Here is a 24,063-nt window from a genome sequence, read left to right on the forward strand (position 1 = left end):
GCCGCTCCTGGCGGCTCCGGGCCCCGCGGCGGTTTCCCGCGTGGGGCCTGGCACCGGCGTCTCCGCCTGCCCCTCCCCTAGGGCTCTGCCGGCACCGCCGAACCTACGCGGACACCGCCCGCGCCCACTAAGAATCCACTAAGGATTCAGCGCAAAGGCGGGCTCGTGACCCATTCGCAACGAAATTCCGAACGGCCGCAGTTCGCGAAAGCCGTCACTGAAGATCGGCGAGTTCGGTGCGCACCTCACCGACGAGCTTCGGGTGCACGCGCTCGTAAATGCGCACCGACAACGCCAGTTGTTCCCGCGCGCCGTCGATGTCGCCGCGGGCCCGCAGCACCCGGCCCAGCGTCAGCCGCAGCGTCCCTTCCCGCGCGACGAACTCACGGCTGATCGCCAGGTCGATCGCTTCCCAGACGTACCGCTCGGCGGCCTCGAGGTCCCTGGCCCGCAGGCAAAGCTCGGCCAGCCGGTCCAGGGAGACGACGACCTGGACGTCGTCGCCCAGTTCGCGGTCGATCCGCAGGCCGGCACGCTGGTGGGCGATCGCGTCGGACAGACGGCCCGCCCGCTTCTCCGCCTGCGCGCAGCTGCTGAGCGCCTGCCCGCGCAGGGTGACGTCGGGCGCGTTCGCGATGGCCTCGGCCAGCCGCTCGATGGCCTTCTCGTGCTCGCCGAGCCGGCTCAGCGCGCGCCCGAGGTGCAGGTCCACCGACGTCCGCAGCCGCTGGTCGGCCGAGACGGCGGACAGCTCCGCCGCCCGTTCGGCGTCGGCGAGCCCGGACCCCGGGAGCTCGAACGTCAACGCGATCTCGCACCGCGCGAGCCGCAGCCAGCACTGCCCCGCCACGTCACCCGCGGCTTCGGCGGCGGCGACGCCGAGGTCGGCCATCCGCATCCACTCGTCCAGCAGCGGGCACGCGACGCGGTAGGTGTGAGCCACCCGAGCCAGCCGCCACACGTCGTCGTGGCGGCCCGCGGCGTACGCGGCGTCGAGGACGGCCAGGAGGTTCGGCCACTCGGCCGCGAACCAGTCGTGCGCCTCGGCGAAGCCGGGGATCTCCGGCACCACGTCGTCGGCGAGGACGCGGGAGAAGTCGAGCGGGTCGGCGATCCGGCCCAGCCGGCGCCGCGCCCGGTCGGCCACCGCCTGGTAGTAGCGGACCGTCCAGCCGAGGGCTTCGTCGCGCTCCTTGTCGCCGAGTTCCTGCTCGGCGAGCTCCCGCAGGTACAGGCAGACGAGGTCGTGCGGCACGAAGACGTCCCGCTCGGTCTCGGCGATGAGGTTGTGCGCGGCCAGCGTGCGCAGCCGCCGCCGAGCCTCGGCCACCGTGATCTGCGCGACCGCGGCCATCACGTGCGGCCCGACCATCACCCCGGGCACCGCGCCCAGCTGCAGGAACGTTTCCGCGACTTCGCCGGGCAGGCCGCGGAAGGAGACGTCGAACGCCGCGCGGACGCTGTCGTCGGCGCCGTCGACCTGCAGCGCCGCGAGCCGGGTGCGTTCGTTGCCGAGCTCGTCCACGAGCTCCTCCGCGGTCCGCTGCGCGCTCGCCGAGAGCCTTGCTCCGGCGATCCGCAACGCCAGCGGGAGGTAGCCGCAGAGCCGCGCGAGGGCGTGGTTGAGGCTCGCCGGGCCGGCGAGTTCCTCGATGAGCGCGACGGCGTCGTCGGGCGCGAGCGTGCCGAGCACGCGCTGCTTGGCCGCGTTCGACACGGCGAGCCCGTCGAGGCGCGAGCGGCTGGTCACCACCGTCATCGTCCGCGCGCTCGGCGGCAGCAGCGGGCGCACCTGCTCGGCGGTGCGGGCGTCGTCGAGCAGCACCAGCATCCGCCGTCCGGCGATCAGCGAGCGGTAGAGGGCGACCCGCTCGTGCAGCAGCTCCGGGACCTTCGCGGTTTCGACGCCGAGGCCGAGCAGGAACTGGGTGAGCAGCTCGGCCGGCTCGAGCGGCGGGTGGTGCGGGTCGAAGCCGCGCAGGGACGCGAACAGGACGCCGTCGGGGAACCGCGGCGCGACCCGGTGCGCCCACCACACGACGAGCGAGCTCTTGCCGACCCCGGCGGTGCCGGTGACCACCGCGATCGTCGTCTGCCCGGCCTCGGCCCGGGTGACCAGGCCGTCGAGCCAAGCCAGTTCCTCGGCGCGCCCGGCCAGGTTCGGCACCGCCGCGGGCAGCTGCGAAATCGCTTTCGCCGGCTCCGCGACGGCGGCCGGGGCGACGACGTCCCGGGCCGGGAGGTCGTCGTTGAGGACGCGCTCGTGCAGCCAGCGCAGCTCCGCGCCGGGCTCGACGCCGAGGGTGCGCAGCGTCGCGCGGGAGACGGTCCGGTACAGCTCGAGCGCGTCCCCGCGGCGGCCCGCGTGGTACAGCGCCCGCATCAGCTGCCCCGCGGTCCGCTCGGCCAGCGGATCGGCCCGGACGATCGGGCTGAGCTCGACGATCAGTTCCGCGTGCCGGCCGAGTTCGAGGTCGGCGTCGACGCGGGCGCCGTGCACGGCGAGGCGGAGGTCCTCCAGCTCGGGGGCCCGCAGGGAGTCGGGCACCCCGCCCAGCGCGGGGCCCTGCCAGAGGGCAAGCGCCTCGGCCAGCAGCGTGGCGGCGGTTTCCGGCGTCGCCACCGACGCCCGGTCCAGCAGCGTGCGCGCCCGGTGGACGTCGATCAGGTCGGGCTCGACGTCCAGCCGGTAACCCGGCGGGGTGGTGAGGATGCGCGGGCCGTCGAGGTCGCGCAGAACGCGCCGCAGGTGGGAGACGTTGCCGTGGACGATGGTCCGGGCCGTCGCCGGCGGGTCGTGGCCCCACAGGGCGTCGATGATCTCGTCGAGCCCGACGACCTTGCCGGGCCGCAGCGCCAGCAGCGCGAGCAGGCCGCGGACGCCGGGGCCGCCGATCGGGACGGGCTCGTCGCCGTGGAAGAGCTGAACGGGCCCGAGCAGCTGGAGCCGGGTCTGGGCCATGCTCGCGCCCACCTCCCCGGGTCCACGGTGTCCCCCGGCGTCGCCCCCGCCGGAAAAATCAACCTACCGTGATGACCGGCTGGCGAATACCGCCCCACCGGGCCGGGACCAGGACATATCGCGGACACTGCGGAATCCGCGGCGGGGGTGTTGCGCCCCTGCGATTGACGCGGACATGACAGGACCCCGCACCACCGGTCCCGATCCGGTGGTGCGGGGTCGCCGTCAAAACTCCCGGCCGGGCCGCCAGAGCCGTCCGCCCGTCCGCCACCGAGGGCAACCGGGCGGGTGAGCTCACCCCGAGCGAAGTACCCGCCGCCGGTCGTCCGCGAAGACGTGTTGCGCGGGCCACACACCCACGCGGTGGCGACACGGTAACAGGGCGCACCGGACCGGTCACCGGCGGGTCAGGATCTGGTGCGGTGCTGCGGCGTCATGAATGACTCATTCCTGACCTCCGACGCCAGGAATGAGTCATTCACTGCGTTCCCGGCCTGCGCCCCGGTGCGTCTCAGCGCGTGATCGGTGTCGCATCGCGGCCGGCGATGAACGCGGGCCGCGGCGCGCCGGCCGCGAACGGCTCCTGCAGGGCGTTTTCCACGCTGTTGAACACCAGGAAGATGTTCGAGCGCGGGTACGGGGTGATGTTGTTCCCGGAGCCGTGCATGATGTTCGAGTCGAACCACAGCGCCGAGCCGGCCTGGCCGGTGAACTGGTCGATGCCGTGCTCCGCCGCCATCCGGGTGATGTCGTTCTCGCTCGGCACGCCCACCCGCTGGTCCTTGAGCGAGCTCTTGTAGTTCGCCTCCGGCGTCTCACCGGCGCACTGGACGAACGTCCGGTGCGAACCGGGCATGATCATCAGGCCGCCGTTGAACGGGTGGTTGTCGGTCAGCGCGATGGAGCAGCTGACCGCGCGCGGCGCCGGCATGCCGTCCTCCGCGTGCCAGGTTTCGAAGTCCGAGTGCCAGTAGAACCCGGTGCCCTTGAAGCCGGGCATGTAGTTGACCCGGCTCTGGTGGACGTACACCTCGGAGCCGAGCAGCTGCCGCGCCCGGTCCAGCACGCGCGGGTCGCGCACCAGCTCCGCGATCAGGGCCGATATCTCGTGGACGTCGAAGATCGACCGGACCTCACCGGTCTTCGCCTCGGTGATCACGCGCTCGTCCCCGGCGAGCTCCGCGTCGGAGGACAGCCGCACCAGCTCCTGCCAGTACGTCTGGACTTCCCCGACGGAGAGCAGGTCCTCGACCACGGTGTAGCCCTTGGTCTCGTGGTTGGCCAGCGTGGCGGCGTCGATCGGGCCGTCGGCTTCGGTACCCCACACCGTGGGGTGCACGCGCGGCAGGTGCTCCGGCGTACCGGTGATCCGGGTCGGGTAAGCGTCGTCGACCCGGGTGTCCGTCAGCGTCACGGGCTTCGCCTCCTGTTTCCTCTCCGGTGCTTACGCGTCCTCGGTGATCAGCGGGTACACGCCGTTTTCGTCGTGCACCTCGCGGCCGGTCACCGGGGGGTTGAACACGCAGACGCACTTGATCTCGGTCTTCGGCCGGACCTGGTGCTTGTCGTGGTCGTTGAGCAGGTAGAGGGTGCCGGGCTTGAGCTCGTACACCTTGCCGGTGGCCAGGTCCTCGATCTCGCCTTCACCGGAGGTGATGAACACCGCCTCGATGTGGTTGGCGTACCAGAAGTCGTTGACCGTCCCCGCGTAGAGCGTGGTCTCGTGCACCGAGAAGCCGACGCCCTCCTTGGCGAGGATGATCCGCTTGCTGCGCCAGTTCTCGGTCTTGATGTCGGCGTCGGTGTCGGTGATCTCGTCGAGCGTGCGCACGAGCACGGGCGAACTCCTTACTTCTTCAGGACGGCCTTGACGGACTCGTCGATGATCGACAGGCCCTGGGTCAGCTCGTCGTCGGTCAGCGTCAGCGGCGGCAGCAGCTTCATGACTTCGCCGTCGGGGCCGGAGGTCTCCATCAGCAGGCCGCGGGCGAACGCTTCCGCGCAGACGCGCCCGGCCAGGTCGCCGTTCTCGAACTCGAGGCCGCGCGCCAGGCCGCGGCCCTTGGCGAGCAGGTTCGCTTCCGGGTACGCCTCGACGATGCCGGAGAACGCGGAGGCGATGCGCTCGCCCTTCGCCTTGGTCGACTTCTCGAGCGCGTCGTCGCTCCAGTAGACGTCGATCGCTTCCTTGGCGGTGACGAACGCCGGGCTGATCCCGCGGAAGGTGCCGTTGTGCTCGCCCGGCTCCCAGACGTCGAGCTCCGGCTTGATGAGCGTCAGCGCCATCGGGATGCCGTAGCCGCTGATGGACTTCGACAGGCAGACGATGTCGGGCGTGATCCCGGCGTCCTCGAAGCTGAAGAACGGGCCGGTGCGGCCGCAGCCCATCTGGACGTCGTCCAGGATCAGCAGGATGTTGTGGCGCTTGCAGAGGTCGTCGAGCCCCTTCAGCCACTCCAGGCGCGCGGCGTTGATGCCGCCCTCGCCCTGCACGCCTTCCACGATCACCGCGGCCGGCTCGTTGAGCCCGCTGCCGGAGTCCTGCAGGAGCTTCTCGAAGTAGAGGAAGTCCGGCATCGCGCCGTCGAAGTACTGGTCGTACGGCATCGGGGTGGCGTGCACCAGCGGGACGCCGGCACCGCCGCGCTTCATCGAGTTGCCGGTGACCGACAACGCGCCCAGCGTCATGCCGTGGAAGGCGTTGGTGAAGTTGATGACCGCTTCCCGGCCGGTCACCTTGCGCGCCAGCTTCAGCGCGGCCTCGACGGCGTTCGCGCCGCCCGGCCCGGGGAACACGACCTTGTAGCCGTACCCGCGCGGGTCGAGGACCTTGTCGCGGAAGGTCTGCAGGAAGTCGCGCTTGGCCACGGTGAACATGTCCAGGGCGTGGGTGACGCCGTCGCGCTGGATGTAGTCGATCAGGGCCTGCTTGAGCTGCGGGTTGTTGTGCCCGTAGTTCAGCGCGCCGGCCCCGGCGAAGAAGTCCAGATAGGGCTTTCCGCTCTCGTCGTAGAGCCGGCTGCCCTGCGCGCGGTCGAACACGACCGGCCAGCCGCGGCTGTAGCTGCGTACTTCGGATTCGAGCTCTTCGAAGATGCTCATGTGTTCGTTTCTCTCCTAATCGCCCGGATTCGTCGGCGTCATCAGCGGACCGATGCGGTAAAGCTCTTCCGGCAGGTGCCCGGCGTCGGGGAAATCCTCCCCGCCGAACAGCACACTGGTTTCCACCGCGGCGTTCCACCGCTTCGCGAACGAAGTGAACAGCCGGATGGACGCCTCGTTGTCCGGGGTGATCGTGGTCTCGAGGTAACGCACCCCCTCGTCGACCAGGCGCGTGTAGAGCGCGTCCAGCAGGGCTCCGGCCAGGCCTTTTCCCCGCTGGGACGCGTCGACCGCGACCTGCCAGACGAGCGCCGAGTCCGGCGCGTCCGGTCTGCGGTAGGCGATGACGAAACCGACCGCCTCGCCGTCCTCACGCGCGACCACCGAAGACGCGGCGAAATCGCGGCACCACAGCATGTATGCGTACGGCGAGTTGAGATCGAGCTTGGCGGAATCGCGCGCGATTCGCCAGAGCTGCGCGCCGTCCGCCTTGGTCGGGGATTCGATCAAGTGCGTTACGGACATACTCAGGAAACGTAACAGAGAATTTTCCGCGTGCCAGCGACGCAGGTCACGGCCCCCGCGATGACCTGCGAGGACGTGAAGTACCCGGTGAGCAGTCGCACAAACCTGTTTGATGCGGCCGGCCGTTGGGCACAGGCAGGCTCGTGGCGCGGGCTCAGGGCCCGTGACCTACCCGCACCATGAACCTTCGCGCCCGTGATCGCAAGGCGACGGGCCGAAATCGGTCACCGCGAACTCCGCGCCGGAGTGCGTTCCGCCGTCTTCCGGGGCGTGCGCCCGGCCACTTCGAGCACCACGGCTTTTGCTTCCCGGTTCCGGGCTCGGCGGTGGCCGACGCGGCGCCAGAGAGCGCTCACCGGCGTCACGACCGCGGGCAGGAGCACCAGCCCGGACACCACCAGCCACCACACCGCGCCCTCGCCGCGGCGCCAGCCGGCCACCACGTCGCCGAGCCAGCCGAAGAACGGCCGGGCGAGCGGGGGCAGGAACGCGGCCAGCAGCAGGGCCGCCACCACCAGTGCCCCGAGCGCCGCGAACAGCCAGCGCACCTTGTGGCCCGTCGTGAGCAGCGCCGTCGCCAGGTAGACGACCGCGCCCGCGAGGACGGGGAGCCCGACCCACTGCAGGACCGCGCCGCCGTTGTTGCCGATCACCAGCCCGGCCAGCAGGGCCAGCACCCCCGCGGCGAGCGAACCCGCCGTGCCGAGCCGGGACGCGCCCTGCGAGACCCTCGCCGTGCTCCGGGCGACCGTCCGCAGCATGCCCGCGACGGTCTGCGGCCAGCCGCCGGGCAGCCGGAACGCGATCGTCCCGGCGTTGACCGTGGCGGCGCCGAGCGCGACGAGCGTCCTGGTCAGCCGGGCGGTGCCCTGCTCACCGGCGATCTTCTCCGCCGAGACGCGGCAGGCCTGGAACCGGGCCTGCGCGGCGTCGACGTCGACCCGGGGCAAGTCCCCGGCCAGTGCCTTCTCGATGCCAGAGCGGTCGTCGGCGTCGTAGCGCGACGCGAGCGTGACGACCGGAAGCTCCTCCGCGGCGATTTCCGCCTGCCGTGCCCGGGCCAGCACCATGGCCGTCACCGGCAGGCTGACCGGGCGGTGGTCACCGAACGCCACCGGTGCGAGGTCGGCGTCGAGGCCGAGGAAGGCCAGCTCGGCCGTCAGCTGGTCGCGCAGCTGACCCGCCTCGGCCGGCGTGCACCCGTCGCGCTCGTCCGGCTTGCGCCAGACCGGCTCGAGCGCGGCGACGAGCTCGTCGCGGAACCGCTCGGGCCCGACGACGTCACGCAGCGTCTCGAGGCGCACCGGGTCGAGCAGGCACTGGACCAGCCAGCCCGCGCCGTCGATGCGGCCCCACATCCAGTCGCTGGCCCGCCACGACGCCTTGTAGAACGCGCCGAAGTAGCTCGCCTGCATCCCGGTCAGCTTGTCCCACGACCGGTTCCGCGTCATGTCCAGCAGCGTCCGCGAATCGGCGCTGACCTGCACGAGGTCGACCCGCTGGTCGACCGCCGGTGCCTGGGCGAGCAGCCCGCGCGTGGCCACGTGGAGGGTGACCAGCCGCGCCTGGACGACGTCGTCGCCGCCCGCGGCGTCCGGGCCGAGGGCCAGCCAGTTCAGCAGGGTCGTGACGGTGCCGGACTTCTCGGGGCCGGACTTCTCGGGGCCGGACTTCTCGGGGCCGGACTTCTCGGGCTCGGCGTCGGCGAGGGCCCGCAACGTCGGCGCCGCCGCCCGCAGGCCCGCGACCACCTTCGGCCACGCCTCGGCGACGGCGGCCGAGCGGCCCAGCCCGGCCCACTCCTCGGCGAGCTCGCGGATCCACCCCTCGAGGGTGCTGCTCGCGCCGGGGCCGGGGTGCGCGGCCACCCACTGCGCCAGCCGCACCCCGCGGCCGGCGGTCCGGCGTGCCGCGTGCAACTGGGCGCGCGCGTCGTTGAGCGTCTTCGCGCGCGTCGCGTCCGGCCGGAGCCGGAACCCGGCGTTGATCAGCTGCAGGCCGGTCGCGACGGCGTCGTCGAGGGCGGTCGTCCGGTAGCCGACCAGGTCCTCGACCTGGAGACTGGCGGCCGGTGGGCCGGCCGGGACACCGCCGCTCAGCCCGGTCACGGCGATCGCGCGCAGCTGCCGCGACATCCCGGACGCCCAGTCGCGGTCCGGGGTGTCGGCCTCGGACAGCGCGTACCGGCGGGCAGCGACCCGGACCAGCTCGGCGGCGTCCTCGGCGGTCCGCCGCTCGAGGTAGGCGGCGGCGATCCGCTCGTCCACCAGGCAGTCCGGTCCGCCGCGCAGGCCCAGCGCGGCCAGCGAGACGCGCGTGTCCCTAGCGCGCAGCACGGCGTCGTTGTGGCGGGTCAGGTCGTCCAGCTCGGCGCTGATCGACTGGCTCATCACGGTGTTGACGACCTTGGCCATCGCGCTCGAGAGCAACGGCGGGTCCGCCGGATCGCAGCCGACGGCGTCGGCTTCGCGTTCCCCGGTCGGCACGACGTAGAGCAGCAGCCGCCGGACGTCGGCGTGCGACGTGCGCTCGAAGATCTCGCGCAGCGCGGGCCGCAGCGGCTTGTTGAGCAGCACACCGCCGTCGGTCAGCCAGTGCGAGCGGGTCAGCTCGGTGTACGGCGTCATGTCGGGGTGCAGCCGGTCGGTGCCACCGGTGCCGATCGGCATCCGCGACAGCTCGAACGCGCCGGGGAAGGACGCGGTGGAGCGGGCCGCCAGCGCGAGGGGCCCCTCCACCCCGATCGTCCACAGTGGACCACAAAACCGGAAGAGCATCCGGTGTTCGGTGTCCCGCACCAGGTTCCCGAGCGCGTCGTCGAACCGGGTGGTCTCGCCGTCGATCATCGTGCCGGTGAGCAGCACGGTGATGTCGGGGTCGCCGGCGGGCGGCGTCCCGGCCGCGGTGATCTCCCGCAGCGCCCGTTCGACGTCCCCGAGCAGCACGCGGTCCCCGTCGAGCACCGACCGCGGCTGCGCTTCTCGCGGGTCGCGGATGAGGTTTTCCAGCGAACCGGTGGTGATCCAGGTGTCCCGGAGCACCTGTGGCGTGGAGCCGAAGGCCTCGGCCAGGCCGAGACAGGCGGCGTTGATGCCGCCGGCACTGGTCCCGGTGAGGACGTCGATCGAAACGCTCGCCCGCAGGAGGTCGAGCAGGCCGCGGTAGAGGCCGGGCGGGGTGTCCCCGCGTGACTCCCGCAGCAGCTGCGACGTCTCGGTGGCGACCCCGCCCATCCAGATGGCCAGGCTGGCCCCGCCGACCATGGTCATCGCGAGCCGGATTTCCTGCTGCCACGGTTCCGCGGTCTCGGCCATGGGGAGTCTCCCGGCGAATCGGTCGTCCTGACGCAGAGTAGAGGCGAAAGGTGACGACGGGGATACGTCCGGGGGTACGGCCGTCCGGGTGGACTTGTTCGCCCGCTCAGCCCCCGGCGGTGACCACCACCTTGCCGAACTGGCCGTTCGCCTCGAGGTAGCGGTGCGCCTCGGCGATGTCGGTCAGGTCGAAGGTGCGGTCCACGCGCGGCCGGAACGTGCCCGCCCGGACGCCGGCACGAACGAAGTGTGCCGCGCGAGCCAGCCGGTCGGGGTTCAACGTCAGGTCGAACGCGTTGAACACGCGCATGGCCGGGACGAACCACAGCGGGAACGGCGTTTCCTTGCTGTCGAGCGCGCCGTAGACGACGAGGGTCCCGCCCTTGGCCGTTGCCTGTGCCAGCTTGCGGACACCCTCGCCGGCGACGGCGTCGAAGACGAACTCCGCGCCTTTGCCGCCGGTGATTTCCAGGGTGCGCTCGGCGATGTCTTCTTCGTCCGTGACGATCACGTGCGCGGCACCGGCGTCGAGAAGACGTTGCTTCTTCCCGGCGGTCCGCGTCGCGGCGATCGGGATCGCGCCGATGTGGTTGGCGACGTCGATCGTCGCGAGCCCGACACTGCTCGACGCGGCCGTGATCAGCACGAAGTCACCCGGCCGCACCTGTCCTTCGTCGATGAGAGCGCCGTAAGCGGTGAGGAAGGGCCCCCACAGCGCCACGGCCTCGGAGGCGTCGAGCCCTTCGGGGCGCCGGAGGGCGGCCGACGCCGGGACGATCGCCGCCTCGCCGTAGACGCCGTAGTCCCGCATCGAGAAGCCCGCGATGGTGCTGACCGCGTCGCCGATTTCGAAGCCCTCGACACCGTCGCCGAGGGCTTCGACGATCCCGGAGGCCGAGTAGCCGAGCTTGGCGGGGAACTCGCCGGCGCGTTCGAAGTACACCCCGGCGCGGAACATCGCCTCGGCCCGGTTGAGCCCGATCGCCTCGACCCGCAGCCGCAGCTCGCCGGGGCCCGGCTCGCCGAGTTCGACGTCCACGAGCTCCAGCACTTCCGGTCCGCCTTCGGTCGCGAACCGCACTGTCTTGGTCATTCCTGGTTCCTTTCCCCAGCTTGCCGGAATCGATCGTGCCCCGGTCGCGTTCCCGCTGGAAGACGGCACTTTTCTGATACGACGGCACACGCCTGTTACGAACGGGGTCACGACGATGGACAACGGCGAAACTCCTCCCGCGGAGATGTGCTCCCTGCGCGAGGTGCTCGATCTGGTGGGCGACAAATGGGCGATCCGGACGCTGATCCAGCTGGGCGACGGACCCCGGCGGTTCAGCGAACTGGAGCGGGCGCTGGCCGGCGTCTCCCGGCGGATGCTGTCGCTGACGCTGCGCGGCCTGGAACGCAACGGGCTGGTGACGCGGACGGTCTACCCGGAGGTCCCGCCGCGGGTCGAGTACACGATGACACCGCACGCGATGGAGCTGGACGAGCCACTGCACGCATTGTCGGCGTGGGCGGCGAAGCACCGGGCGAAGGTCGCCGAGGCGCGTCAGGCGTACGACTTGGCCTAAACCGCCAGGTGCTCCAGGACCAGGACCTGAGCCTCACCGACCGCGAAGCCCAGCACCGCGCCCGTCGCGATCAGGATCCACTCGTCCTGCTCGAAGGCCGGCCTCAACAGCCTCTCGAACTCCTTCGGCGACAGCTGCTTCATCTTCGACACCAGCACGTTGCGGATGTCCATCGCGTCCGCCGCGTAGTCCTCGATGTAGCGCATCGTCTCCGGCAGGCGCGACATGATCTGGGACGAAATCGCCAGCTTCACGTCCTGGTACTTGCGGCTGCCCACGGCGAACACCAGCAGCGGCTTCGCGACGCTGCCCAGCTCCCGGTCGAGCTGGCGCTGGATCAGCGCCAGCACCCGGTCCGACAGCGGCCCGTGCAGGATCGCCTCGATCACGTTGTGCGGCGTGATGATCTCCTTCGCGATCAGCGAGCCGTACGCCTCCGCCACTTCCGCGCGCCGCTTCAGGAACAGCCCCTGCCACTGGATGCCGAAATAGCGGCGCGGCTCGATCGGGTAGAAGATCATCCGCAGCGCCAGCCAGTCCGTGAACCAGCCGGTGAACAGGCCGAAGACCGGCATGATCGGCGGGAACTTGAACAGCACCCACGCCACCATCTGGACGACGCCGATCGCGCCGCCGAACACCAGGCCGGACCGGGCGATGAACTTGAACTCCTTCGCGCCCGCCTCCTGGAAGATGCGGTTCAGCAGGCGCTTGTCCTTGACCAGGCTGGTGACCACCATGCCCTTGAGGTCGAACACGCTGTCCACATCGGACTTGATCAGGTCGAGCACGGCGGCGACCATCCGCGGCGACTCGTGCTGGACGCGCTCGATCACCAGCCGCTGCACCCGGACCGGCAGGGACTCCCACAGCCCCGGCTGGTAGTGCGCCGCCACCTCGCGGACGATGTCCTCGACGCCCGCGAGCAGGGGCTTTTCGATCTCTTTCGCAATCCGCCCGGCGTCCAGCCGCGCCACCACTTCGGCCGGCTTGATCAGCTGCTCGGTCATCGTGTCGCAGGCGATGCTCGCCATCCGCGCCGCGCGCTTCGGGACGATGCCCTGCCAGCCGAGGAACGGCTTGACGCCGATGAACTCCACCGGCTGGAACATCATCCGGATCGCCACGAGCTTGGTGCCGTAGCCGATCAGCGCGGCGACGATCGGGATCGAAACGTAGAGAGGCCAGTGCTGCGCGAAGTCGGCGACGATGCCGGCGAAGAAGGCCCCCATCCGCTAACCCAAGCTCGGGTCGCAGGCCTGCCAGAACTGCGCGCCGAGGCGCGAGACGTGGATCGTCCGCCGGACGAACTTCGCACGCCGGACGTGCTTCTCCGCTTCGCGCACCGTTTCGTCGGTCATCAGGATCTCGTACTGCGTCTCCAGCGACGGCACCTCTTCGTCGAGGTCGACCAGGCCGAGCCCGATCAGCCGGGTGACGTAGCCGGGCACCTGGTCGGGCAGCGACACCCCGGCCGCCTTGCCGACCGTCGAGGCGTTGCGCAGCACGACCCGGCCGTGGCCGCCGAGGCCGGTCCGCTCGACGACGTCGACCGCGGGGAACGGCGAGCCGTCGGACAGCGCGGACAGGATCCGGGCCTCGTCCGGCGTCAGCTGGCGCAGGATGATCGCGTAGAAGTACTCGCGGGCGCGCTCGCGGCCGAAGCCGACGGAGTGGTTGAGCAGCTCGGCCATCGCCGCGCGCAGCGGCTCGCCGCGGTTGTCGCGCACCGGCACGAGCGTGACGGTGGCTTCGATGGCCGCGGGGCGGTTCATCGCCGACGCCGCGGTGAGCGCCGCGTGGTAAGGGTCGTCGACCTCGTCGAGCCGGCGGCGCAGCTCGGTCAGCAGCTGGCGCTCCACCTGCCGGACGCCGCGTTCGGCGGTCTCGACGCCGGGCAGCTTGCGGCCGAGTGCGAAACCGGTGCGCGCGGCCCAGCCCGCCAGCTGACCGGCGCGGTGGGCCAGGTCGGCCACGTCGTCGGCGGCACCCCGGCCGTTCGGTCGCTCTGCGTTCACCGGTGGGCTCCCCTCTGCTTACGCGCTGATGCTACCTGCGGGTAGGCCGAACGGAGGTGTGATGTCCGTGTTGGATGCACACATGAGTCCGACGCGCTGGGGCCCGCCGATCGACGTCCTCCCGTACTTCTCCAAGGAAGAGCAGGCGCTGATGACCCTGCTCGGCGCCCTGACCGAGGAGGACTGGACGCGGCCGACGATGTGCGCCGGCTGGACGGTCAAGGACGTCGCCGCCCACCTGCTGGGCGACAAGGTCGGGCGGCTGTCCCACGGCCGCGACGGCCACGCGTCCGAAGGCCCCCGGCCGGGTGAGGCGTTTCCCCGGTTCATCGACCGGATCAACGAGGAGTGGGTCGTCGCGTGCCGCCGGCTCTCGACGGACGTCCTGCTCACGATGCTGTACGAGTTCATGGGCCAGACGACCGAGTACTGGGCCCAGCTGGACCTCGACGTCCTCGGCATGCCGGTGAGCTGGGCCGGCGACGAGCCCGCCCCGCGCTGGCTGGACGCGGCTCGCGACTACTCCGAGTTCTGGGTGCACCACGTGCAGATCCGCGAGGCCCTGGAGCACACGCCGCTGGAGGCGGAGTACGCCGAGCCGATCGCCGACACGTTCATCCGGGCCCTGCCGCACACCCTGCGTGCCGTCGACGCCCGCGTCGGCAAGCAGGTCGGCTACACGGTGACCGGGCAGGGCAAGTGGCACGCGCGCCGCGAGCGCGACGGCTGGGTCCTGGACCGCGGCGCACCGCCGTCACAGACCCCGCTGGCCACCGTGACGACGGACCTCGACACGTTCTGGCGCCTCTGCACCCGCAACGCGACCGACCTCGGCCGGGTGCGGACGACGGGGGACGAAAACGTTTGCGCGGTGCTCCTCGGGATGACGTCGATCATCGTCTAGCGGCGTCGGGCCTGCTTCCGCAGCTGCAGGATCCGGGCGCCGCCGATCAGCGCGACCAGGACCGCGCCGCCGATCGCCGAGAACAGCATCGCGATGGCCAGCGGCAGGCTGCCCTCGGCGCCGAAGAAGTGCACCGTCGCCGGGTCGAGGTTCTGCAGGATGAAGACCAGCAGCACGACCAGGACAACCAGGCCCGCGATGACCGCGACCCAGGTGCCGCTGATCCGCGTCGGCCGGGCCTTGCCCGCCGGTTTGGCGGAGGCCGGTTCGGCGGACGCCGGTTCGGCGGGTGCCGGCCGCACCGGCGTCACCTCCTCCGCGCCCGGCCGGACGTCGCCGGCGCGCAGCTCGGCGGGCTCCAGGGCGCCTTCGGGCAGCTCTTGGTGGGTGGGACCGGTGGGGCGGTCGGCCGCGCCCCCGCGCGCGTGCGTCATGTGCTCAGTGTCCGTCCGGCGCGCGCGGAGCGCCGCCTCAAACCCCCTAACGGGCGAAACCGTCGACCTCCCGCAGGACGCGCAGGGTGTTCCGCCCGGCCAGTTTCGCGCAGTCGTCCTCACTCCACCCGCGCTCGAGCAGCGCGGCGAACAACACCGGGTACTTGGACGTGTCCTCCAGTCCCTCCGGCAGCGAGCCGACGCCGTCGTAGTCGCCGCCGAGGCCGATGTGGTCGATGCCGGCGACCTCGCGGGCGTGCTCGACGTGCGCGACGACGTCCTCGACGGTGGCGAGCGGCTTGGGCGGGCCGTCCCAGTCCTGGACGAACTTCCCGCGCAGCGTCAGGTTCCGGTACTCCTGCCCGGCTTCGGCCATCGCGGCCTCGAGCTGTTCGTTCCACGCGGCGACCTTCGGCGAGACGAACGCGGGCACGAAGGTGATCATCGCGACGCCGCCGTTGCCGGGCAGCTTCGCCAGGACGTCGTCGGGGATGTTGCGGGGGTGGTCGTTCACCGCGGTGCAGGACGAGTGGCTGAAGATCACCGGCACCGAGCTGACCTCGATCGCCGCCCGCATCGTCGACGGCGCGACGTGCGACAGGTCGACCATCATCCCGATCTTGTTCATCTCGCGCACTACGTCGCGGCCGAACTCGGTGAGACCGCCGTGGGCCGGCTCGTCGGTGCCCGCGTCGGCCCAGGTGGTGTTGAAGTTGTGCGTCAGCGTCATGTAGCGGACACCGAGGCGGCGCAGGATCCGCAGCACGCCGATCGACTCGGCGATGCTGTGCCCGCCCTCGGCACCGAGCAGCGACGCGATCCGCCCGTCGGCGAACGCGGCCTCGGCCTCGTCCGCGGTGGTGACGAGCCGGAGCCGGTCCGGGTAGCGCTCCACCAGCTGGTGGACGACTTCGACCTGTTCCAGGACGGCGGTCACCGCACTGTGGCCTTCGAACTCACAGGGCACGTACACCGACCAGAACTGCATGCCGAGCTTCCCGTCGGCGAGCTTCGGGAAGTCGGTGTGCAGCGCGGGCTGCCGCACGGTCAGGTCGAGGGACGCGGCCGCCTCGACCGGGTTCGGGCCACCGTGCTGCCGCAGCTCCCACGGCAGGTCGTTGTGCCCGTCGGCGAGGATGACGGCGTCCAGCAGTTTGGTAGCACGCTGTAGTGCCTCGTTAGTCATCGGCCGATCGTAGGGATGTCCGGTATACGACTCGTACAAACGGGCTGACATCTTCCGCGGAAGAAGTAATCCGGCGAGTCGCTGCGGTAAAGTGTCTCCTCGTGGACACCGACGACGACGAGATCGTCACCTGGTGGGGCCTGGTCATCGAGGGTTACCTGGCCACCCAGGACAGGCTGATGGGCGAAATCGCCGACCGCTTCGGGCTCGCGCCGGCGTCGTTCGACATCCTGCTGCGGCTGGTGCGCTCGCCCGAGCACCGGATGCCGATGACCCGCCTGGCCATGGAGGCGGCGCTGTCCAGCGGCGGGTTCACGAAGGTGGCGGACCGCCTGGTGGCGGCCGACCTGATCTGCCGGATCCCCAGCCCCGACGACCGCCGCGTGACGTTCGCGTCACTGACCGAGCACGGGCTGGACGTGGCGAACAAGGCCCGCGCCGCGGCGGCGGACATCCTGCGCCGGATCGTCCTGACGCCGCTCGGTGAGGACGCCCCGGCACTCGCCGAAGCCATGCGGACACTGCGCGCGTTCAACGCCGATCGTTGAAAAAGTCGAGGTCACGCCGGACGCCGGTGACGGCGCACCATGAGAGCCATGCTGACCGAATCGACCATCACGACGATGCTTCCGGTGACCGACAGTGAACGCGCCGGCCACTTCTACGCGGACTCCCTCGGCCTGAAGCAGACGGGGAAGGGCGAAGACGGAACCCTCTACTTCGCGGCAGCCGGCGGCGCCATCGGCCTCCGCCCGATGCCGGCCGGCGCGCAGAGCGAGAACACGGCACTGAGCTTCGAAGTCGGCGACCTGCCCGCCGAAGTCAAAACCCTGGAGGGCCGCGGCGTGCGGTTCCAGGACTTCGAGATGGAAGGCCTGAAGACGGTCGACCACATCGCCCAGCTGGGCAACGAGCGAGCCGCCTGGTTCAGCGACTCCGAAGGCAACGTGCTCTGCCTGCACGAGGTCATGGGCTGACCCCCTGGGGGCGCGGGGGTGCCGTCAGCGGCACCCCCGCGTTCGGCCCCGCTACGCCAGCGACGGCATCAGCTTGATCGCGTTCCCCGACAGAACCCCGCTCAGCACGTCGTCCGGCAACCCCAAGCCGGCCAGCGTCCGGACGTTCGCCGCCACCGAAGGCACGCCCGGCCAGTCCGTCCCGAACACGAACTTGCCCGCCAGCCGCGGCAGGTCGAACCGCCGGTAGTACTCCGGCAGCTTCTTCGGTGGCAGCCCGGCCAGGTCGAGCCACACGTTTTCCCTGGCCAGCGCGAGGAACGCCGCCACGTCGTACCACCAGCCGCGACCGCCGTGGGCGAAGACGAACTGCAGCGACGGGAAGTCTTCGACCACATCGGACAGCAGCTCCGGATTGCCGAAACTGGTGCGGGAGCCGGGAAAGCTCGACGTTCCCGAGTGGAGGATCACCGGCACCCCGCGTTCGAGGCACAGCTGGTAGACCGGGTACAGCTCCTTGTCCGCCGGCGAGAACGCGCCGTGCACCGGGTGGATCTTCAACGCCACCGCGCCCAGGTCCAGCTGCCGCGCCACCTCGGCCGCCGCCGGGTGGTGCAGGTACGGGTTCACGTTCGCCACGAGCCGGAACCGCTCCGGGTTGAACGAAACCAACGGCAGGTTGTCCTCGATCGGCTGGATCCCGGTCGCCCGCGGGCTGTACTCGCAGAACAGCAGCACCCGGTCGACACCCTCGGACTCCATCAGCTCGTCCATTGCGGACGGCACCACCGAACCGTCGGAGGCGTAAACCGAACGCCACGGGTACGACCCGGCGAAGTCGTGCGCCCACTGCAGCCACGCCGGTTTCAGCGTCGGCAGCCGCGGCGTGTGGACGTGGGCGTCGACCACGAAGTGCCCGTCGATCACGGGCTGGGTACCGTCCGCAGCGAGTCGCGGACCAGCTCGCGGATCACGTTGCGGCGGATCTTGCCGGTCGCCGTCTTCGGCAGCTCCGCCAGTTCGACCACCCCGCGCGGGCGCTTGAACGCCGCCAGGCCCTCGCGGCAGAACTCGATCAGCTCGGCCGGGTCCACCGCGAACCCGGGCGCGGGCACCACGCACGCCACCGGCTTGTCAAGACCGTCGGCGTCCGGCGCGGCGACGACCGCGACCTCGGCCACCGCCGGGTGCTGCCGCAGCCGTTCCTCCACTTCGGACGGTGACACCCAGATGCCGCCCGCCTTCAGCATGTCCCCGAACCGGCCCAGACAGCTGTAAGTCCCGTCTTCGTTCCGGACGTAGCTGTCGCCGGTCCGCAGCCACTCGCCCTGGAACACCAGCTTCGTCGCGTCGTAGCGGGCCCAGTACCCGGTGGCCGTCGACGGCCCGGCCACGAACAGCTCGCCCGGCTTGCCGACGGCGTCGATCACGGCCCCGGTTTCGTCGCGCAGCTGCACGGAATACCCCGGCACGGGGACGCCGGTGCTGCCCGGCCGCACCGAACCGGGCCGGTTCGACAGGAAGATGTGCAGGGCCTCGGTCGACCCGATGCCGTCGAGGATCTCCAGCCCGAAGCGCGCGCGGAACCGTTCGAACAGCGAGGCGGGCAGCGGCTCACCGGCCGAAACCGCGTACCGTACCGAAGAAAACGAGTCGTCCGGGACGTCGCTGGCGAGCAACGCGGCGTAGAACGTCGGGACCGCGAAGAACAGTGACGGCCGCTCCTCGCGAGCGCGCTTCGCGAACAACGCGGGCGCCGGCCGCGAAGGCTCGAGCAGCGTCGTCCCGCCCGCGCTGAGCGGGAAGAAGCACGAGTTCCCCAGCCCGTAGGCGAAGAACAGCTTCGGCACGGACAGGAACCGGTCCGCCGACGTCGTCGCCAGCACACCGCGGGCGTAGGTCTCGCAGACCGCGCGGATGCTCGCGTGCCGGTGCATCGCGCCCTTCGGCTGCCCCGTCGTGCCCGAGGTGTACAGCCACAGCGCGGGCGAATCTTCCCACGTCCGTCCACTGGGGAGCGATCCCGCCAGCGCCGGCCAGTCGTGCGTCCGGACGCCGAACCCGGCCCCGTCGCAGCGGTCGAGCACGACGTCGGTGACCTCCGGAGCGAGCTCGAGCGCGATCCCGGCCTGCTCGGCGAACTCCCCGGACACGCACAGCACGCGCGCCCGCGAGTCGGCCAGCACCTGGCCCAGCTCCGGCCCGGTGACCATCGTCGACACCGGGACGGCGACCGCGCCGGCCAGCATCGCGCCGAGGATGCCGGTGAGCAGCTCGACGTCGTCGACCATGCAGAACATGACCCGTTCTTCGGGCCGCACCCCGAGTCCGGCGAGCCCGCCGGCGACGCGCCGGGACTCCTCGGCGAGCTCGGCGTAGGTGAGCGATCGCCCGCGCGACACGACCGCGGTCGCGTCCGGGAGCCCGGCCGACAGCAGGTACTCCGCGGCATTGAACCCTGTCGCCACCAGGCCTCCTACGTGAGGTACACATACTCGTAGTCGATGGGCTTGCCGTTGATGCCCTGCCGCGGCGGCGCGACCCAGCTCGCGATCTTCCCCCGCTCGTACACCGGGCGCATCAGCGAACGGACGAACGTGAGGTCTTCGGTCGTGGGCAGCCACTTGCGTTTGCCTGCCTCCCAGGTCGCCTCGTCGACGATGGTGCCGTCGGGAGTGACGTGGTGGCCGGAGTTTATGCCCACTTCGCGGTTGAAGCCAGGGTGCGGCAAGCGGAACGTGTGGTCGACGCCGGCGTCGGCGAGGATCTTGTTCCAGCGCTTCACACCGGTCTGGCAGTCGGCCATGTACTCGCTGCGCAGGTCGAGGTTGAGCAGCAGGATCGCCTGCAGCTCTTCGGTCGTCCAGGTGCCGTCGCCGTTCGGCCGCTCCAGCGTGCGGGCGTCCTCGGTGAGCTTGTGGTCGTCCCGGCGGCGGGTCTCCTGCCAGCGGCCCTTGAGCCCGGCGGTGTAGTAGTTCGCCGCGTTCGTCGACGTCTCGCTGCCGAACAGGTCCAGCGACACCGTGTAGTGGAAGTTGAGGTACTTCTGGATGATGTCCAGCGGGATGCCGCCGTGCGGGCCGATGTCGTACGTGTCGTGCTCGCGGATCAGCTCGGCGCTGCGGGTCACCACGCGGTCGACGCCGGTGGTGCCGACCATCATGTGGTGCGCCTCTTCCTTGAGCATGAACTCGCAGGTGCGCGAAAGCGGGTCGAAGGAGGACTCCTTGAGCGTGCCGAGCTGGTACTTCCCGTCGCGGTCGGTGAAGTAGGTGAACATGTAGAACGCCAGCCAGTCGGCGGTTTCCTCGTTGAACGCGCCGAGGATGCGGGGCGCGTCCGGGCTGCCGGAGTTGCGCATCAGCAGTCCTTCGGCCTCGTCACGGCCTTCGCGGCCGAAGTAGGCGTGCAGCAGGTACACCATCGCCCACAGGTGCCGGCCTTCTTCGACGTTGACCTGGAACAGGTTCCGCAGGTCGTACAGGCTCGGCGCGGTCAGACCGAGGAGTTTCTGCTGCTCGACCGACGCCGGCTCGGTGTCGCCCTGGATGACGATCAGCCGCTGCAGGTCGGCGCGGTACTCGCCGGGCACCTGCTGCCACACCGGCTCGCCCTGGTGCTCGCCGAAGGCGATCCGGCGGTCCGGGTCGCGCTCGGCGAGGAAGATGCCCCAGCGGTAGTCCGGGACGTTGACGTGGTCGAAGTGCGCCCAGCCTTCGCGCCCCACGCTGACCGCGGTGCGCAGGTAGACCCCCTGCGTCTCCAGCGTCGGCCCCATCTCGCCCCACCAGTGCAGGAACTTCGGCTGCCAGCCCTCCAAGGCGCGCTGCAGCCTGCGGTCTTCGGCGAGGTTGACGTTGTTGGGGATCTTGGCGTCGTAGTCGATCTTCTCGGGCATCTGCGCTAGACCCGCTTCCTGTCGAAGACGGCCTTCTGTCCCGTACCGTAACGGCGCAGCGCGCCTTCGGGCCCGGATGCGTTCGGCCGGGTGAAAATCCAGTTCTGCCAAGCCGCCAGCCGGCCGAAGATCTTGGTCTCGATGGTCTCGGGCCCGACGAACCGGTGGTTGGCCTCCATGCCGGTGAGCGCGTCCGGGGACAGCGACGCGCGGCCTTCGAGCGCGATCCGGATTTCGTCCTCCCAGTCGAGGTCGTCCGGGGCGTCGGTGACCAGGCCGAGTTCGAGGGCTTCGGCGGGGCTGAGCTCGCGGTTCTTCTCGCGCGCGAGCCAGGCGAGGTGGTCTTCGTCGCCGTAGAAGCGCGCTTGCAAGCGGGTCAAGCCGTTGCCCATCGGGAAAGCACCGAAGTTGGCGTCCGTCAGCTGGATCGACGCGCGTTCGTCACTGTCTTCGTCGTCGATCGGCGGCCCGTCCAGGATGTACTGGCGGTCGGCGGCCAGCGCGATTTCCAGCAGCGCGCCGGTGAAGCAGCTGCCCGGTTCGATGAGCGCGATCAGGCTGCGGCTGGTGACGTCGAGGCGCTTGAGCGTCCGCTTGAAGTAGTGCGTGATCTCGTTGGCCAGCCAGTCCTTTTGCCCGAGCACGGCCTGCTCGTGCGCCAGCACCTTCGCCGGGTCGCCTTGGGTCCGGAGGATCCACGTCCCGGCTTCGACCTCGTTGGTGCGCAGCCGCAGGATCGTGTCGTCCAGCTCGCGGGTCATGGCGAGGAACCAGCCGCCCGCACCCTCTTCGTGGAGGTCGCCCGGGTCGTTCTCGGGGCCCTTGACGGTGATCGTGGCCTGGTTCCCGGCCACGTCGATGTCGACATAGCGATGTTCGAGCGGGGTGAGTTCGATGCCCTGGTCAGCCGGCTTCTCGGACTGCCGGGCGAGTTCTCGCGCCTTTTCGAGGACCTTCTCGCGGAAGTCCTGGCGAGGTACCAGTTCGTCGACCAGCCGCCAGTCGACGGCCGTCTTGCCCTTGACGCCGTCCGGGCGCGTGGCGAAGACGTCGGCGAGGTCCCGGCGCACGCGTCGCTTGTCGACGACCCGGGTGAGGCCGCCGGTGCCGGGCAGCACGCCCAGCAGGGGCACCTCGGGCAACGCGACGGTCGAGGAGTTGTCGTCGATCAGGAAGATCTTTTCGCAGGCCAGCGCGATTTCGTAGCCACCGCCGGCGCAGGTGCCGTTCACCGCGGCCACGTAGACCTGGCCGGAGTGCTCGGTGGCGTCCTCCATGCCGTTGCGGGTCTCGTTGGTGAACTTGCAGAAGTTGACCTTCCAGTGGTGCTCCGACGCGGCGAGCATGCGGATGTTCGCGCCGGCGCAGAACACCTTGTCCTTGGCGCTGGTCACGATGACCACGCGGACCTCGGGGTGCTCGAACCGCAGCCGCTGCGTGGCGTCGTAGAGCTCGATGTCGACGCCGAGGTCGTAGGAGTTGAGCTTGAGCTCGTACCCCGGGACCAGCCCACCCTGCTCGTCGACGTCCAGCTCCAGCCAGGCCACCTCCCCGTCGACCCGCAGGCGCCAGTGGCGGTACTCGTCCGGACGGCGGTCGAAGGCAACCGGTGTGGTGGTGGTCACTGCTCGATTGTCTACATGAGTCAGACGGAGGTCAATGTTGTGTAGAAAGTTGATCTCGCGTGGTCACCCGGTTGTACGTGGCCCACGCCCAGGTGAGGAACGCCCACAGGGCCAGCCCGGCCGCGGCGTCGGTGAAGATCGTCGCGAACCAGAACGCCGGGATCCGCGGGACGCCGGTCAGGAAGTGGCCCAGCGTGACCAGTCCGGCCAGGGAATAGACCAAGAGGAACGCCAATGCGCGCGTGTACCGCTCCTGGGTGTACGCGCGGTAGCCGAGCCAGCCGAACGCGGTGAACAGCACCCAGGCCACGGCGACGGCAATGCCCGCCGCGGCCGCGGGAACGCCCGGCAGCTGCGGGTAGTCCGCTACGCGGAGGGCGTTGTGCGCGTAATGCAACGTCGTGCTGAGCAGGGAGAAGCCGAGAATCACGCGAAGCGGTGTCAGTCCCTTGTCCATCTCGCCCCCGATTTGATAGATCGCTCTAGCGACCGTAACGCGCGGCGGCCGCGCCCGGCAAGACGCGGCCGCCTGCGTGTCACACCAGGTCGATGCGGTGCAGCACCACCGGGTAGCCCGCCTTCGCGAACGCCTTCGCCATCGGGACGTTGCCGACGTCGGTGCCCGCGATGATCCCGTCCGCGCCGTACCCGGCGAGGTCGTGCGTGGCCTCCACCAGCAGGTCGTACGCGTAGCCACGGCCCCGCTGCTCCGGCACGACGGCGATGTAGCCGACCACCGGGTCGTAGACGTTGCGGGTCGGCAGGGTCAGGCCGACCAGCTCGCCTTCGCGCGTGTACGCCAGCCGCCACCAGTCCCGCGGGCCCGGCATCCACCGCATGATGTCGAGGTCCTCCAGGGCGGCCGCGTCGAGGCCGTGCTCCTCGACCGCCTTGCGGACGTGTGCGTCGAGGCTGCCGACGTGCACCCGCCGGAAGACGTCGAGGATCACGTCGTCGTCCGGTTCCGGCCGGAACTCGAGCCGGCCGGGCTTTTCCGGCAGGCCGTTTTCCGGGGTCCAGCAGAAGCGGTAGCGCTCGACGAGTTTCCGGTAGCCCGCCCGCTCAGCCGCCTCGACCCGGCCGGTCACCTCGGCCGCGACCTGCGGATCGTCCTGCCACGCCGGGGGCGTGTGCAGCGCGTACTCCGCGTGCAGCGGCGCGGTCTTCAGCAGGCGGACGGCCGCGTCGAAGTCGGTGAAGTCGAACCAGTCCAGGGCGATCGGTTCTTCGTCGCCGGGCTTGGCCCACCAAGCCGCGCGGGCCACGACCACGCCGTCGCGCAGCGCGACCCAGGTCCACTCGGGCCGGTATTCGCCGTTCTTCGCCATCTCGGTGAAGTCGTCGCCGAGCAGCGCGCGGCCGACGAGACCGCGGTCGGGCAGGGAGGTGAACAGTGTTTCTTCGCCCGCTGCGAGCGGGCGGATGACCAGTTCGGTCACGGAAATCCTTCCGGGAGTGCGCTCCCGGGGTCAGATACCCGGCACCCTCGTACTGAGGTGGGAGCGCGTGATCGGGTGCGTGATCATCGGTCCCACCTCCTTTCGCCTGGTCGAGGGTGCGTTCGTGACCTT

General features: G+C 70.5%; 21 protein-coding genes. 4 read left to right on the top strand and 17 right to left on the bottom strand.

Going from position 1 to position 24,063, the window contains the following annotated elements; genetic code table 11:
• Window positions 1–214 precede the first annotated feature (214 nt).
• From ISP_RS44370 to ISP_RS44400, 7 genes are all read right to left on the bottom strand, one after another.
• Complete coding sequence (locus ISP_RS44370) at window positions 215–2,962, bottom strand: AfsR/SARP family transcriptional regulator (RefSeq protein WP_013230317.1); 2,748 nt, start codon at window positions 2,960–2,962, stop codon at window positions 215–217.
• Between the two features lie 511 nt (window positions 2,963–3,473).
• The gene (thpD, locus tag ISP_RS44375; protein ID WP_013230318.1) at window positions 3,474–4,376 is read right to left on the bottom strand and encodes an ectoine hydroxylase; all 903 of its coding nucleotides are present in this window, start codon (window positions 4,374–4,376) and stop codon (window positions 3,474–3,476) included.
• Between the two features lie 30 nt (window positions 4,377–4,406).
• Window positions 4,407–4,799, bottom strand: a complete 393-nt coding sequence (locus ISP_RS44380) for an ectoine synthase (RefSeq protein ID WP_003071625.1) — start codon at window positions 4,797–4,799, stop codon at window positions 4,407–4,409.
• A gap of 11 nt (window positions 4,800–4,810) precedes the next feature.
• The gene (ectB, locus tag ISP_RS44385) at window positions 4,811–6,064 is read right to left on the bottom strand and encodes a diaminobutyrate--2-oxoglutarate transaminase (protein ID WP_013230319.1); all 1,254 of its coding nucleotides are present in this window, start codon (window positions 6,062–6,064) and stop codon (window positions 4,811–4,813) included.
• Between the two features lie 15 nt (window positions 6,065–6,079).
• Window positions 6,080–6,589 carry a diaminobutyrate acetyltransferase gene (gene ectA / locus ISP_RS44390; protein WP_034284130.1) on the bottom strand — a complete coding sequence of 170 codons (510 nt, stop codon included), beginning with the start codon at window positions 6,587–6,589 and terminating at the stop codon, window positions 6,080–6,082.
• Window positions 6,590–6,813: 224 nt separating this feature from the next.
• Entirely contained in the window at window positions 6,814–9,903 is a 3,090-nt protein-coding gene (locus ISP_RS44395) for a patatin-like protein (protein WP_013230321.1), read from the bottom strand.
• Between the two features lie 106 nt (window positions 9,904–10,009).
• Window positions 10,010–10,996, bottom strand: coding sequence for a zinc-dependent alcohol dehydrogenase family protein (locus tag ISP_RS44400; RefSeq protein WP_013230322.1), 987 nt, complete (start codon window positions 10,994–10,996; stop codon window positions 10,010–10,012).
• 115 nt (window positions 10,997–11,111) lie between these two features.
• On the opposite strand from ISP_RS44400, the gene ISP_RS44405 reads away from it, so the two are divergent.
• Window positions 11,112–11,471 (top strand): winged helix-turn-helix transcriptional regulator, encoded by a 360-nt coding sequence (locus ISP_RS44405; protein WP_013230323.1) that lies wholly within the window; start codon window positions 11,112–11,114, stop codon window positions 11,469–11,471.
• On the opposite strand, the gene ISP_RS44410 is transcribed toward ISP_RS44405, so the two are convergent.
• Together ISP_RS44410 and ISP_RS44415 are read right to left on the bottom strand one after the other, a co-directional pair.
• A complete protein-coding gene (locus ISP_RS44410; protein ID WP_013230324.1) occupies window positions 11,468–12,703 on the bottom strand; it encodes a DUF445 domain-containing protein in 1,236 nt (411 codons plus the stop codon). The two genes, ISP_RS44405 and ISP_RS44410, sit on opposite strands and share 4 nt — an antisense overlap.
• Before the next feature lie 3 nt (window positions 12,704–12,706).
• Window positions 12,707–13,489 (bottom strand): Abi-alpha family protein, encoded by a 783-nt coding sequence (locus tag ISP_RS44415; protein WP_013230325.1) that lies wholly within the window; start codon window positions 13,487–13,489, stop codon window positions 12,707–12,709.
• A gap of 82 nt (window positions 13,490–13,571) precedes the next feature.
• Between ISP_RS44415 and ISP_RS44420 the strand changes: the two genes are divergently transcribed.
• Window positions 13,572–14,393, top strand: coding sequence for a maleylpyruvate isomerase family mycothiol-dependent enzyme (locus tag ISP_RS44420; protein ID WP_014467799.1), 822 nt, complete (start codon window positions 13,572–13,574; stop codon window positions 14,391–14,393).
• Here ISP_RS44420 and ISP_RS44425 read toward each other — a convergent pair.
• The gene (locus tag ISP_RS44425; RefSeq protein ID WP_013230327.1) at window positions 14,390–14,827 is read right to left on the bottom strand and encodes a LapA family protein; all 438 of its coding nucleotides are present in this window, start codon (window positions 14,825–14,827) and stop codon (window positions 14,390–14,392) included. The two genes, ISP_RS44420 and ISP_RS44425, sit on opposite strands and share 4 nt — an antisense overlap.
• A gap of 46 nt (window positions 14,828–14,873) precedes the next feature.
• Window positions 14,874–16,013 carry a dipeptidase gene (locus tag ISP_RS44430; RefSeq protein ID WP_013230328.1) on the bottom strand — a complete coding sequence of 380 codons (1,140 nt, stop codon included), beginning with the start codon at window positions 16,011–16,013 and terminating at the stop codon, window positions 14,874–14,876.
• Between the two features lie 101 nt (window positions 16,014–16,114).
• Here ISP_RS44430 and ISP_RS44435 point away from each other — a divergent pair, with 101 nt between their 5' ends.
• Window positions 16,115–16,561, top strand: coding sequence for a MarR family winged helix-turn-helix transcriptional regulator (locus ISP_RS44435; protein WP_013230329.1), 447 nt, complete (start codon window positions 16,115–16,117; stop codon window positions 16,559–16,561).
• 48 nt (window positions 16,562–16,609) lie between these two features.
• On the top strand, window positions 16,610–16,990 hold the full coding sequence (locus ISP_RS44440; protein WP_013230330.1) for a VOC family protein: 381 nt from the start codon (window positions 16,610–16,612) through the stop codon (window positions 16,988–16,990).
• Window positions 16,991–17,041: 51 nt separating this feature from the next.
• Here ISP_RS44440 and ISP_RS44445 read toward each other — a convergent pair whose 3' ends face one another.
• The 6 genes from ISP_RS44445 to ISP_RS44470 all read right to left on the bottom strand — a co-directional run bounded on the left by ISP_RS44445 (window position 17,042) and on the right by ISP_RS44470 (window position 23,931).
• On the bottom strand, window positions 17,042–17,896 hold the full coding sequence (locus ISP_RS44445; protein WP_013230331.1) for an amidohydrolase family protein: 855 nt from the start codon (window positions 17,894–17,896) through the stop codon (window positions 17,042–17,044).
• Window positions 17,893–19,437: a benzoate-CoA ligase family protein gene (locus ISP_RS44450; protein ID WP_013230332.1), complete on the bottom strand. Its 1,545-nt coding sequence runs from the start codon at window positions 19,435–19,437 to the stop codon at window positions 17,893–17,895. Before ISP_RS44450 ends, ISP_RS44445 begins: the two co-directional genes overlap by 4 nt.
• A gap of 8 nt (window positions 19,438–19,445) precedes the next feature.
• Window positions 19,446–20,867, bottom strand: coding sequence for a benzoyl-CoA 2,3-epoxidase subunit BoxB (boxB, locus tag ISP_RS44455; RefSeq protein ID WP_013230333.1), 1,422 nt, complete (start codon window positions 20,865–20,867; stop codon window positions 19,446–19,448).
• Window positions 20,868–20,872: 5 nt separating this feature from the next.
• Window positions 20,873–22,492 carry a 2,3-epoxybenzoyl-CoA dihydrolase gene (gene boxC / locus ISP_RS44460; RefSeq protein ID WP_013230334.1) on the bottom strand — a complete coding sequence of 540 codons (1,620 nt, stop codon included), beginning with the start codon at window positions 22,490–22,492 and terminating at the stop codon, window positions 20,873–20,875.
• A 31-nt stretch (window positions 22,493–22,523) separates the two neighbouring features.
• Complete coding sequence (locus tag ISP_RS44465) at window positions 22,524–22,949, bottom strand: hypothetical protein (RefSeq protein WP_176742176.1); 426 nt, start codon at window positions 22,947–22,949, stop codon at window positions 22,524–22,526.
• A 79-nt stretch (window positions 22,950–23,028) separates the two neighbouring features.
• Complete coding sequence (locus ISP_RS44470; RefSeq protein WP_013230336.1) at window positions 23,029–23,931, bottom strand: GNAT family N-acetyltransferase; 903 nt, start codon at window positions 23,929–23,931, stop codon at window positions 23,029–23,031.
• Window positions 23,932–24,063 lie beyond the last annotated feature (132 nt).

The organism is Amycolatopsis mediterranei (assembly GCF_026017845.1).
GTDB lineage: Bacteria > Actinomycetota > Actinomycetes > Mycobacteriales > Pseudonocardiaceae > Amycolatopsis > Amycolatopsis mediterranei.